Origin of the sequence: Maribacter sp. Asnod1-A12, from assembly GCF_045063735.1 — a bacterium.
Taxonomy (GTDB): Bacteria; Bacteroidota; Bacteroidia; order Flavobacteriales; family Flavobacteriaceae; genus Maribacter.
Genome location: NZ_JBEFNZ010000006.1, coordinates 1,059,435 through 1,072,393 on the forward strand (window position 1 = coordinate 1,059,435; position 12,959 = coordinate 1,072,393).

At 34.7% G+C, this 12,959-nt stretch carries 12 protein-coding genes; 2 read left to right on the forward strand and 10 right to left on the reverse strand.

Annotated elements, in window-relative coordinates; genetic code table 11:
* Window positions 1–60 precede the first annotated feature (60 nt).
* The 4 genes from ACJJVP_RS04390 to ACJJVP_RS04405 form a co-directional block, all read right to left on the reverse strand.
* Entirely contained in the window at window positions 61–384 is a 324-nt protein-coding gene (locus tag ACJJVP_RS04390; RefSeq protein ID WP_405411080.1) for a hypothetical protein, read from the reverse strand.
* A 2-nt stretch (window positions 385–386) separates the two neighbouring features.
* Entirely contained in the window at window positions 387–1,364 is a 978-nt protein-coding gene (locus ACJJVP_RS04395) for a deoxyhypusine synthase family protein (RefSeq protein ID WP_396632461.1), read from the reverse strand.
* Window positions 1,351–2,289: an agmatinase gene (gene speB, locus ACJJVP_RS04400; RefSeq protein WP_405411082.1), complete on the reverse strand. Its 939-nt coding sequence runs from the start codon at window positions 2,287–2,289 to the stop codon at window positions 1,351–1,353. The genes ACJJVP_RS04395 and speB overlap by 14 nt, the downstream gene beginning before the upstream one ends.
* Window positions 2,290–2,382: 93 nt before the next feature.
* The gene (locus ACJJVP_RS04405) at window positions 2,383–3,795 is read right to left on the reverse strand and encodes an arginine decarboxylase (protein WP_405411085.1); all 1,413 of its coding nucleotides are present in this window, start codon (window positions 3,793–3,795) and stop codon (window positions 2,383–2,385) included.
* A 483-nt stretch (window positions 3,796–4,278) separates the two neighbouring features.
* Between ACJJVP_RS04405 and ACJJVP_RS04410 the strand changes: the two genes are divergently transcribed.
* Window positions 4,279–5,028, forward strand: coding sequence for a hypothetical protein (locus ACJJVP_RS04410; RefSeq protein WP_405411088.1), 750 nt, complete (start codon window positions 4,279–4,281; stop codon window positions 5,026–5,028).
* 415 nt (window positions 5,029–5,443) lie between these two features.
* Here the strand turns inward: ACJJVP_RS04410 and ACJJVP_RS04415 are convergent, their stop codons facing one another.
* The gene (locus ACJJVP_RS04415; RefSeq protein ID WP_405411090.1) at window positions 5,444–6,013 is read right to left on the reverse strand and encodes a RidA family protein; all 570 of its coding nucleotides are present in this window, start codon (window positions 6,011–6,013) and stop codon (window positions 5,444–5,446) included.
* Window positions 6,014–6,250: 237 nt separating this feature from the next.
* On the opposite strand from ACJJVP_RS04415, the gene ACJJVP_RS04420 reads away from it, so the two are divergent.
* A complete protein-coding gene (locus tag ACJJVP_RS04420) occupies window positions 6,251–7,495 on the forward strand; it encodes an MFS transporter (protein ID WP_405411092.1) in 1,245 nt (414 codons plus the stop codon).
* A 75-nt stretch (window positions 7,496–7,570) separates the two neighbouring features.
* On the opposite strand, the gene scpA is transcribed toward ACJJVP_RS04420, so the two are convergent.
* From scpA to ACJJVP_RS04445, 5 genes are all read right to left on the reverse strand, one after another.
* Window positions 7,571–9,733, reverse strand: a complete 2,163-nt coding sequence (scpA, locus tag ACJJVP_RS04425) for a methylmalonyl-CoA mutase (RefSeq protein WP_405411094.1) — start codon at window positions 9,731–9,733, stop codon at window positions 7,571–7,573.
* Window positions 9,726–11,099, reverse strand: coding sequence for a methylmalonyl-CoA mutase subunit beta (locus tag ACJJVP_RS04430; RefSeq protein WP_405411095.1), 1,374 nt, complete (start codon window positions 11,097–11,099; stop codon window positions 9,726–9,728). The genes scpA and ACJJVP_RS04430 overlap by 8 nt, the downstream gene beginning before the upstream one ends.
* A gap of 107 nt (window positions 11,100–11,206) precedes the next feature.
* Window positions 11,207–12,016 (reverse strand): DUF6503 family protein, encoded by an 810-nt coding sequence (locus ACJJVP_RS04435; protein WP_405411097.1) that lies wholly within the window; start codon window positions 12,014–12,016, stop codon window positions 11,207–11,209.
* Window positions 12,017–12,283: 267 nt separating this feature from the next.
* The gene (locus tag ACJJVP_RS04440; protein ID WP_036151377.1) at window positions 12,284–12,436 is read right to left on the reverse strand and encodes a YqaE/Pmp3 family membrane protein; all 153 of its coding nucleotides are present in this window, start codon (window positions 12,434–12,436) and stop codon (window positions 12,284–12,286) included.
* 105 nt (window positions 12,437–12,541) lie between these two features.
* Window positions 12,542–12,958, reverse strand: a complete 417-nt coding sequence (locus tag ACJJVP_RS04445) for a response regulator (protein ID WP_405411100.1) — start codon at window positions 12,956–12,958, stop codon at window positions 12,542–12,544.
* Window position 12,959 lies beyond the last annotated feature (1 nt).

The window sequence follows — 12,959 nt, forward strand, 5'->3', positions numbered from 1 at the left end:
CCGGCTTACTAAAAGCAAACCGGAATCTTTAAGTAAAATCTTGATAATGGACTAGAAAACTTAGTCTTCGTCTGCACCATCAACCATATCCTCAGGATCTGGCTCTACTACAGCAGTTGGATCATCATCATCAAAATCCTCATAATCATCCTCATCATAATTCTCCATCGTATATTCAAGCTTGGCACTGATTTTCACTAAGTACTTAGTGTCTTCGGTCAATACCTCAACAGCTTCTATACGTTCTCCCTGCCCGTTTCTGAAAGAGATAATGTTACGGTCATCATACCCATCTGGGTATCTTTCTACTAATAGTTTTAAAACCTCTGGCGTCAACTTTTTAAAGTCCACGATTACTCTTTTTAAATGTGCGTTCTTATCCATAATTACATATCTAATAGGTAAGCAAAAATTAAGGGCGCAACAATTGTTGCATCACTTTCAATAATATATTTAGGCGTATTAATATCTAATTTTCCCCATGTGATTTTTTCATTGGGCACTGCACCTGAATACGAACCATAACTGGTAGTACTATCACTAATTTGGCAGAAATAGCTCCAAAAAGGAGTATCTGTACGTTCCATATCTTGATATAGCATTGGCACCACACAAATAGGAAAATCACCTGCGATACCACCACCAATTTGGAAGAATCCGATTCCGTTTTCTGAATTTTGAGTATACCAATCTGCCAAGAACGTCATGTATTCGATACCGGATTTCATGGTACTCGCTTTCAATTCGCCCTTCATTACATACGATGCAAAAATGTTCCCCATTGTACTATCTTCCCAACCTGGGCAAATGATAGGCAAGTTCTTTTCTGCAGCTGCATACATCCAAGAATCTTTAAGGTCTATTTCATAATATTCCTCTAACACTCCAGAAAGCAACATTTTGTACATGAATTCATGAGGTAGAAAACGCTCTCCTTTATCATCGGCATCTTTCCAAATTTTGAAAATATGTTCTTGTAATCTTCTAAAAGCTTCTTCTTCTGGAATACAAGTATCCGTAACTCGGTTTAAACCTTTTTCCAATAGATCCCACTCGTCTTGCGGAGTCAAATCTCTGTAATTTGGCACACGCTTGTAATGCGAATGCGCTACCAAATTCATGATATCTTCTTCTAGGTTTGCGCCTGTACAAGAAATGATCTGCACCTTGTCTTGGCGTATAACCTCTGCAAAGATTTTACCTAATTCTGCAGTAGACATAGCACCTGCCAATGAAACCAACATTTTGGCACCATTTTCCAACTGCTCTTCGTAGCCTTTTGCAGCATCTACCAAAGCAGCTGCATTAAAATGTAAATAGTACTTTTCTATAAAATTGGTGATTGCACCTTTAGTCTTCGTCATCTTCGAATCTTGAATTTGTGTTTGCTTTATAATCAACATCAAAAGTATTGTCATACTCTTGATCAATATCTTGCCCTGCAAACTTATAGCTGAGCATTTTATAATATAATTTTGCCGCCAAGAAATCTGACGATTTATCATTTTTGTTAGGACACAGTTCTACGATGTCAAAACCTACTACGTTCTTATCTTCAAAAACCTGTTTTAAGAATTCTAAAGTCTCGTACCATAACAATCCGCCTGGCTCTGGAGTTCCAGTAGATGGCATAATAGAAGGGTCAAAAGCATCTAAATCTAATGTGATAAATACATTTTCTGTCATAGCCTCTATCACCTTATCCGACCAATACTCATCCGCTACCATTTCGTGAGCGAAGAATGTTTTTTCTTCATCCATTACGGTTTTTTCAATCACATCCATAGAACGAATACCAACTTGTACCAAATTGGTGGTCTGGCTGGCTTCATAAACGGCACAGGCATGATTATACTTTGTACCTTCATAAGACTCCCTAAGATCTGCATGTGCATCTATTTGCAACACGGTTAAGTTGTCAAAACATTCATTAAAGGCTCGAATAGAACCTATGGAAATAGAATGTTCCCCTCCAAATAAGGTTACGAACTTATTACGCTTAATAAAGTCTTTGGTTATAGCATGTACTTCATTGACCATTGCCTCTGGCGAACTGTTTTCGGTTATAGGCTCGGTTAAATGAATACCTTGTTTGTAAACCTCAGAATCGGTTTCAATGTCATACAATTCCATGTTTTCAGAAGCTTCCAAGAAAGCTTCCGGGCCTTTGTCCGCTCCCTTACCCCAAGTACTGGTTCCGTCATAAGGAACAGGTATCAAGATAATTCTCGATTTTTCTAGTTGTGAGAATTCATCGGAAATTCCGGCATAATTCTTAGATGTACTCATGATATATTAGCTATTATTAAGTGGTTTTTTAGTACTATTTTCACTTCTATATACGTAATTCTATTAGTGTAAGTCTTTGAAATCAAATTAATTTTATTCAGTATCAGAAGCTACATCGTAGCCCAAAATACCCAATAAATCTTCTGCTTTTTGTTGGGCTCTAAATTGCTTATAAGTGAAATTACCGTTCTCGTCTTTATCGATCAATATATGTTTTGGCTGCGGAATTAAACAGTGCTGCAAACCGCCATACCCACCAATAGATTCTTGATAAGCACCAGTATTGAAAAAACCGATATACAATGGCTTTTCTCGTTTATATTTTGGTAAATAGATAGCGTTCATATTCTGCTCGCTATTGTAGTAATCATCACTATCACAGGTCAATCCGCCTAACAGCACTCGCTCGTACTCATCGTTCCAACGGTTAATAGGCAGCATGATAAATCTTTTATTGATTGCCCAAGTATCTGGTAACGTGGTAATGAAAGAAGAATCTATCATATTCCATTTCTCACGATCGTTCTGTTGTTTTTGGTATAAAATCTCATAAATAGCTCCGCCGCTTTCGCCTACAGTAAAGCTACCAAATTCAGTAAAAATATGAGGCACAGGCACATCTGCTTCTGAACACGTAATATTGATCTGGTTTAAAATCTCATTGATCATATATTGGTAATCGTAATCAAATGCCAATGTGTTCTTAATAGGGAAGCCACCACCAATATTTAAACTATCTAATGAAGGACAAATTTTCTTTAAACGCACATAAACCTTTAAACACTTTACAAGCTCGTTCCAGTAATACGCATTGTCTCGAATACCCGTGTTAATGAAGAAGTGAAGCATTTTAAGTTCTACTTTATCATTATCCTTTATTTGGTTCTCATAAAACGGAACAATATTCTTGTAACCAATACCTAAACGAGAAGTATAGAACTCAAATTTTGGTTCTTCTTCAGATGCTATACGAATACCCACTTTAAAAGTGTCATTAATGGCATCTGAAAGTAAATCTATCTCCTCATAATTATCGATAATGGGCACACAGTTTTGGTGACCGTTATTAATTAACCGTGCAATATTATCAATGTATTTCTCACGTTTGAATCCGTTACAGATAACATACGTTTGGTCCGTTAATTTACCATCTGCTTTTAGTTTTTCAACAATATTAATATCGAAAGCAGAAGAGGTTTCCATATGAATCTCATTCTTAAGAGCTTCATGCATTACATGTTGAAAATGCGAACTCTTTGTACAATAACAATAATGGTATTTACCTTTATAGTTATTCTTTTCTATAGCATTTGCGAACCAGTTTTTGGCTCTCAAAATATTCTCTGATATTTTGGGGAGGTATGTAAATTTCAACGGACTACCATACTGCTGAACCAAATCGTTCAACGGAATGCCGTGAAATTGTAAGTGCTCACCATCTAAATTAAATTCTTCTTGGGGGAAATAGTAAGTTTGATCAATAAGATCAATGTATTTGGTATTCATGAATTGAATATTAAATAATAATGAAATATGATTATGATAAATGTAGTAACTAGCCTATAGACTTGAAGTTAAGAAAACGTAACTATTTTAAGTTAAGACATCACACCAGAATTTGCTTCTGAGTAGTAGGAATAAAGAAGTAATCATGCTGACTTTGCATGATAGTAGAATATGAGTTGGAAGTTTGCTTAACTAATCGGCAACCTATCTTATAAGCCATTTGAGAAAAATACTTCCAATTTCCCTCAAACCCGAACATAGAATAACGATACATAATGTTCAGCTAAAAGCCTGAAATATCCAACATACAAAGTTGTATATTAGAACAGGACAAATGAAATCAAAAAAAATGAAAAAACAAGCATTTTTATTTTTTTTACGATAATTAACATTTTTTAAGAAAATCAATCCTAAAATAGTATAAAGGAAAATATAAATATCTTATTTTCAATTAATTACAAAATTAACTAGCAACTCATAAAAATGAAAAAATCTTACTTAAAACTTCTACAATCGTCTCTATTTTTATTTTTCGGCGTTAGTTTAGTTTCTTACGGTCAAATTCCGTCCGGAGTCTATGTAGATACCATTCAAAATAATGGTTCAAAAACGGTGTATCAGGTAAAGGTAAACGATGATTATTTCATCTCTAATGCATATGAAATTGAACCCGCAAAATTCATAAAAACCGTTGGCGGATTTTATCAAGTTGAAAATACGGCTTCGAACACCCAATTGGTTGTATTGTTAGAATTCAATTCTAATTTTAAGAATGATACTTTAAGACAGTTATCTATCCCAGTAGAAATGGACGGTGAAAATCTAAAAATGAATTGGAAACAAAAACTGACATTAACACCACTTGATGCTACAACACAAGATTTAGAAGGTGCTTGGCTTTTTGCAACTAGAGGACCAGATACCGGGCAAGAAAGAAGAGGTGAAGAAAATTCAAGAAAAACAATGAAACTTTTAATGGATAATACATTTCAATGGATAGCCTATGATACCGAATCTTTTCGATTTTCAGGAACTGGCGGCGGCACCTACTCATCCGTAAATGGCATCTATAAAGAAGACATAGCATTTTTCTCTAAAGACAATACTAGAGTTGGAGCACAATTAGAATTCAATTATAAGTTAGAAGGGGATGACTGGCATCATACAGGTAAAAACAGCAAAGGAGAACCTATGTATGAAATTTGGAGCAAAAGAATAATGACTGGATTATAAAATGGACACCGTTTATCGAAAATAACTTTAGATGAAGGTAGCCCTGCCATTCTTTTTATAGATTAGCGGAAAATTCCTACTTATGTCCAACTACATTAACCTTTTCGGATTTTTCGCAATTTGTTTAATCGTTGCCTTTTTATTGGTATTCTTTTTTAGTGAAAACAAGAATTAGTTCGAAAAAATCAACTGTATTTAGAGAAATTAGTCAATACTAAATGGCAAAATAAAAGCCGATTATATAAACCGGCTTTACTAAACTAACTCAAACTAAGAACGTATCCTTTTTAAAAGGCAAAACAAAACTATGCCTCTTAGTTCGATAGAAAGTAAGTTATAGGTAAACAATTGGTTATTAAATTGATGCCTATTAAGTTCTTCAATAAATCTTTCACCCTATTAAAAGCAAATTAACTTATTCATAGACCTCAACAACCATTTCTACTTCAACAGCCATATTTCCTGGCAAAGAGCCCATACCCACAGCAGCGCGCGCGTGCTTTCCATTATCACCAAAAACTTCTACCATTAAGTCTGAATAGCCATTGATTACTTTAGAATGATCCTTAAAATCTGGAGCGGAGTTAACCATACCATGAACGCTTACAATCCTTTTTACTTTATTAAGATTGCCTAATTCAGCTTTTAACACTGATAACTGGTTAATACCTACTTCGCGTGCAGCTTGGTAACCTTGTTCTACTGTTAAACTATCGCCCAACTTACCAACAATATTTTCTCCATTCGCTTGTTTTGGTCCTTTGCCTGCCAAGAATAGCAAATTTCCCGTTCTTGCCGCATGTACGTAATTTGCAACAGGAGTTCCTTGGCCCCTTAGCTTTATATCTAAACTATCAAGTTTAGCCTCTGGGTTATAATCTGCATTAGCAATTACATTAGAGCTTTTTTCATTTTCAGTTCTCGTATTTGCATCGGCACAACTCATGATAATAAAAGCAAAGAGAACATAAATAGCGTATTTCATATTTTATAATTAAAGGTGGTTATTTAGACTACAAGTTACCTAATAGTTCATAATCAACACTATACTGTCCAAATCTATATACAGCTCATTGCATAAAAAACATCAAAAATTATATAAATACTATTTTTTGTGCTTTCTGTCGTAGTTAAGGTATCATTTTACTAAAAAAGCATTGATATTATTTCATTTTTATTAGTTTAGCACATTATGCAAAACAACAACTAAATCAATTTAAATATGGACAGTTCTAACTCAACTTCTAAAGTAAATGCGAATAGGCTCTTTTATGCCAGCTGTTTCGCGTTAATTACCACGGCATTCTCTTTTGCCATTGCGGCAGGTATATTAGACCAATTAAAAACAGAATTAGAATTAAGCGCTAGTCAAGCGGGACTTATAACCTCCATGTGGTTTTTAGGTTTTCCAATTGCTATGGTCATTGGTGGTTTGATCTATCATAAAGTAGGTGGCAAAGTCATTATGCAATTTGCATTTTTTGCACATGCCATTGGTATTTTACTTTTAATTTTTTCAGGAAGTTATATGGGTCTTTTGGTTGCCAATCTCTTAATTGGACTTGGTAACGGCTGTACCGAAGCTGCTTGTAACCCTATGATTGCAGATGCTTACAAGGGTAATAGAATGAGTACGATGCTAAACAGGTTTCATATGTGGTTCCCGGGTGGTATTGCTGTAGGGAGCTTATTATCTGGTTTTATGACAGATATGGGAATCATTGGTCAGAGCCAAGTATGGTTGTTACTAATACCAGCGGTTATTTATGCGTTTTTATTCTTTGGTCAAACGTGGCCTAAAGCTAAAATTGAAGAAGCTGCAACCATTAGCGGAAACTTAAAAGGTATGTTTACTCCGTTATTTTTGTTCATTGCAATATGTATGGCACTAACAGCAATTTCTGAATTTGGACCTAACCAATGGGTTGGACTTATTCTTTCTAAAAGTGGAGCTGAACCAACTTTAATTTTAGCACTGACGGCAGGCTTAATGGCTGTAGCACGTTTCTTTGGAGGCAGCATGGTAGCGAAATTCAACCAAACGGGAGTGTTATTAGGATCTGCAATTCTAGCAACTTTAGGTATTTATTTATTTAGCACGCAAACAGGGGCAATGGCTTATGTTGCCGCTGTAATATTTGCATTGGGTGTTGCTTACTTCTGGCCAAACATGATTGGTTTGGCTGCCACTAAGACACCAAAAACAGGTGCCTTAGGCATGTCTATTATTGGAGCTATAGGGATGTTCTCATCTTCAATTTTTCAACCTATTATTGGTGGTTGGATCGATGCTGACAGAGCAGCTGCAGAAGCACAAGGATTCACAGGTGATGAATTAGAATTAGTCTCAGGTCAAGAAACTTTAGGTACTATGGTACTTTTCCCAGCTATACTTATAGTGCTATTTACCATTCTATATTTCTGGTTAAAAAATAAAGAGAGTAATGTAGAAGTTGCCGCTGCGTAACTTCTTTTAATGATATAAAAAAAATGCCCAAGCAATGAAATTGCTCGGGCATTTTTTTTATATCGTAGTATCAATTTATTCCAAAAGTAATTCCAACAATTGAATGGCCGCATCACTGATCTTGGTTCCAGGCCCAAAAACAGCAGTTGCACCAGCTTCATTTAGAAAATCATAATCTTGTTTCGGTATTACTCCGCCAACAATAACCATAATATCTTCACGACCGTAGCTTTTAAGTTCTTTAACTACTTCCGGCACCAAGGTTTTATGTCCGCCAGCAAGTGATGATATTCCTAAAATATGGACGTCATTCTCTACTGCCTGTTTAGCTGTTTCCTTTGGAGTTTGAAATAGTGGACCTATATCAACATCAAACCCTAAATCGGCATAGCCTGTAGCAACAACCTTAGCTCCACGATCATGACCATCTTGCCCCATTTTGGCAACCATAATACGTGGTCTACGCCCGTCTTGCTCTGCAAATTGATCTGCGAGTTCCTGTGCTTTCTTAAAACTACTATCTTCTTTAATTTCTCTTGAATACACGCCTGTAAATGAATTTATAATCGCTTTATGCCTGCCAAATGCTTCTTCTAAAGCACTACTAATTTCTCCTAAAGTTGCTCTCTCCCTTGCCGCGTCTACTGCTAAAGCTAATAAATTTTCTTCCGAATCGCTATCGTCCAATTTATTTTTAGCAGCAATGGTAAGTTCTTTCAGTTTTTGGACAACTACAGCTGTATTTCTATTTGCTTTTACTTCTTTTAGTCGTTCTAATTGCTGCCTGCGCACTTCTTTATTATCGACCTCTAAGATCTGAAGTTCATCTTCTTCACTCAATTGATATTTATTGACGCCTACAATTACATCTTGCTGACTATCTATTCTTGCCTGTTTTCTAGCGGCGGCTTCTTCAATACGTGTTTTTGGTATACCGGTTTCAATAGCTTTGGTCATTCCGCCTAGGCTCTCCACTTCTTGCATCAACTCCCATGCTTTATGTACTAAATCATGCGTAAGTTTCTCTACATAATAACTTCCCGCCCAAGGGTCGACCGTTTTAGTCACGTTCGTTTCATGTTGCAGGTACAATTGTGTTTCCCTTGCAATACGCGCAGAGAAATCTGTAGGCAGCGCTATTGCCTCATCTAATGCATTAGTATGCAAACTCTGTGTGCCACCAAATACAGCAGCAGCCGCCTCAATAGTAGTTCTTGCCACATTATTGAACGGATCCTGTTCCGTAAGGCTCCAACCGCTAGTTTGGCAATGTGTTCTCAACATCAACGATTTCTCGTTCTGTGGATTAAATTCTTTCACCACTTTTGCCCATAACATTCTTGCAGCACGCATTTTGGCGATTTCCATAAAGTGGTTCATCCCTATGCCCCAGAAGAAGGAAAGTCGCGGTGCAAAATCATCAATTTTCAACCCTGCTTTTAATCCCGTTCTAATATATTCTAATCCGTCAGACAAGGTATAAGCCAACTCTAAATGAGCCGGGGCACCAGCTTCGTGCATATGATATCCTGAAATACTTATACTATTGAATTTAGGCATGTCTTTACTTGTGTACTCAAAAATATCCGCTACCAGTTGCATAGAAGGTTTTGGTGGATAGATATAAGTATTACGCACCATAAATTCCTTTAAAATATCATTCTGTATGGTACCAGATAACTTATCTAATGGCACACCTTGTTCTTCTGCCGCAACAATATAAAATGCCATAATAGGAAGCACCGCACCGTTCATTGTCATAGAAACCGACATTTCGTTTAACGGAATGCCATCGAAAAGCACTTTCATATCTTCAACGGTATCTATGGCCACACCTGCTTTACCTACATCACCGACCACACGCTCATGATCACTATCATAACCTCGATGTGTAGGTAGGTCAAAAGCTACCGACAAACCTTTCTGACCTGCTTTTAAATTTTTTTTATAAAATTCGTTGCTTTCTTTAGCTGTTGAAAACCCTGCATATTGTCGTATCGTCCAAGGTTTCTGGGTATACATGGTAGCATACGGACCTCGAAGAAATGGTGAAAAACCTGCAACAAAATTTAAATGTTCAATATCGGCTACATCTTCTTTAGAATACTTTTTTTTTAACTGAATCGTTTCTGCAGTTTCAAAAGTCGACTGTTCTTTGCTACCCTTTAAAGTACCACCACTTTTATCGGCAATTTGAAAGGGTTTTAAGCTTATATGTTGTATGTCTTTTCTACTCATTTGACAAACGGTTTTGCTCTAGTTCCTCTGCTAATCGTTTTTCTATAATAGGACTAATCAATGTCTTTCTAGGATTCTTTTTTAAGAAAGGATATAATTCTATCTCTTTCGACATTTTATCTTCACCATTTTGATATGCATTTGTACCTACCAAAATCGTATTTTTCGAATTGAATTTCTCTTGTTGCTTTTTAGCACTCTCCGCAATTCTATTTTGAACAGTATGATTCTTTAGTTGCTTTAAAAATCCGCCATCTTTTTCTATTGACTTAAATAAAATTAAAGCCTTTTCTGATAATTGATTTGTAATCGTTTCAATATAATAACTACCCTCCGTTGGATTTTCCACCTTGTTAAAATAACTCTCTTCTTTTAATAAAATCAACTGATTTATAGTAATACGTTCAGCGAAATCAGTACTTTTTTTATAAACTACATTATAATTCTGGTTAAAAACAGAATCAGCTCCTCCTAAAATAGCAGACATAGATTCTGTTGTAGTTCTAAGCAAGTTTACATTATAATCATAAATGGTTTTATTACGTTTAGACGGTATTGAAGTTATATGACATTTTACAAATGTATTATACTCAGCAACAAGAATACTCCAAAGATTACGTAAAGCCTTTAGCTTTGCGATTTCAAAGAAATAATTACCTCCAACAGCTACATTAAAATCTATAACTTTTAATTTATTAAGATTACCACTTTCATTTAAAATGTTCATATATTCATTAGCATGCGCCAAGGCATATGCTAATTGTTGTACCATATCTGCACCAGCATTTTCATAAAGCGAAACATCTACGCAAAGTAAATTTTCAATATCACAGGAAGCCAAATCTACTACCATATCGATATCTGCCGACATCGTATCGTACCAATTACCTGACCTAGCTAAATAACCTATAGGGTCAATTTGAAAATGTATATTATTAGATCGCGACACATTAACAAGAGTATTGTCCATGAATTGTTTAGACAAAAATTGCATGTTTAGATATACTTTTACAACATTTAAATCGATATCGTTCAAAATTTTAGCAATATCAATAGTTGTATCTGGAATTAGAAACCGAATAGCTTCAGCACCTTTTTCAATAAACTTAAGTGCCTTTTCATTAGACATTATAGCATTACCAGCATAAACCACCTGACCAATATTCCATGTATTAATTAGTGAAGGTTTTACCGCTATATGTTCTAAATCTTCTGAATCGTAAAAAGGTTTTACTTTAATACCTTCAGGAGAATTCCACACTACCTCTTCATTGTAGTCTTTACCTTTTAAATCATATTGAATCTTCTGTTTCCATTCCTTTCCAGAAACAACCCTAAAACTTTCAAATAAGGCATGATTGTTCATATAAGACGTAGTTCAATTAAAAAGCAAGTTTATATAACAAGTATTTGAAAAAGTTTCAAACACAGTATTTCAAAGATACAATAAGTAAATTGTGTTCTAGAAGAGCCTTATTCTACCAATTCCACAGCGTTAAGATTACGCACATTCAATGTTTCAACTTTAGATAGTTCTTTTAACTCTCCCTTTTCAAAGAGTGATGGTAATTCTTTCAAAGGAGTACCAACCTGAGCTTCCCAATTTATATAGTCTTGAAAGCGTATACCGTCAACTGTTCTCGGGTTGTATGCGCTTCTAAAACGAACACCACCATCATTTACGCTATAACTATATGCAAAGTAATTTATATAATGAGATTTCTTATTAACCCAATACATAAAAATATCATCATGATCTGTACCACCACCTTCTTTACCAAAAGTTACACGTACTATATCATAATCTTCACCCTTAATTGTAGTTTCGCCTTTACCTTCTTTATGAACTGCTTTATCATCTAATTTATGAGGCAGCGTAGCAAAATAAATTACTGAATTTAAGGCATTACTATGTATTGCAACATCTTTTTCAGATAACTCAGCAACTTCATCATTAACCGCTCTTCTAAACACACCATTGTTTAATATATCTTCAATTCTATTTCCTGTACTATCTTTAAAATTTACCTTGTAAATATAACCGTTGGCATTATTGAACATGTACATTTTATCTCTAAAAACAAACTCATAATGTGCTGTATTGTATAAAGATCCTCCATGGGCTTTTATAGCATCTTGAATGGTAATTTCGGCATTTTTTTTATTAAAAACTTCATTGACTTCTGCATTGTCTACAGCAATTTTATTTTGTTTAGAATGGTCTTTACAACCTAGAAATACCAAAAGGACAATCCCAAAAATTATTTTAAAAAAATTATGCATCGATTATAAATTAAAGTAATAAACCTAAAACTACATATAAATTAGAGCTTACTAGTAGTCGAACAAAATAACGACTCCTAACAATTCAAAGTTATCATTAAAATTAATGAATCATAAATGGTCAATCAAAATAAATGTTAATGTTACCAACTATTAAAACGTTTAAGCGTTAACAAGAAACCGAACAATTATCTTGTATACGATAATTGTTCGGTTTTCATATGCTTTGCCAGAAATATGCAACGGCAATTTAAAAGTTATATAACACTATTGATTAACAATAAATGCATGGATTACTCCAGGTAACCAAGCAAGCAAAGTCAATAGAATACTTATTAAAAGAGTAGTACCAATACCATGTTTCATAAAAACAGCTAATGGTGGTAATAATATATTTAAAATTATTGTTAGTAAAGACATAGTTTAATTTTTAGGTTCAATCAAAATTACTGGTATTTAGCATTTTAGCTTAACCCGATTAAATTGAATGATGTCCTTAAAAATTTTAAGAAACTAAAATAAAGTTTAACCTTTTCTTTCCTCTAACAACCCCACAATAATATGCTTTAACCTACCTAAACCAATAGGCTTTACAATATAATCTGAAATAGCGCTAATTTTCTTAGCTCTTTCTATATCAACTGGATCTAAGGAAGATGACACCATGTAAATCGTTATTTTTTTACCTACTCTAGGCTTAATTTTTACGTACTCTTCCATAAATTGAAATCCGTCCATAACCGGCATATCAATATCCAAGAAAATAACATCTGGAAATACAGAATCTTGCTCAAGATTATCTAACATAAAATCTATGGCCTCTTCTCCATCTGAAAATACCATTATTTCCATTGGTAATTTTGTTGACTCTAAAGTTTTGACCATTGTAAAACGGTAAATAGAGTCGTCATCAACAATACAAGTTTTTAAAACGTTATTCATA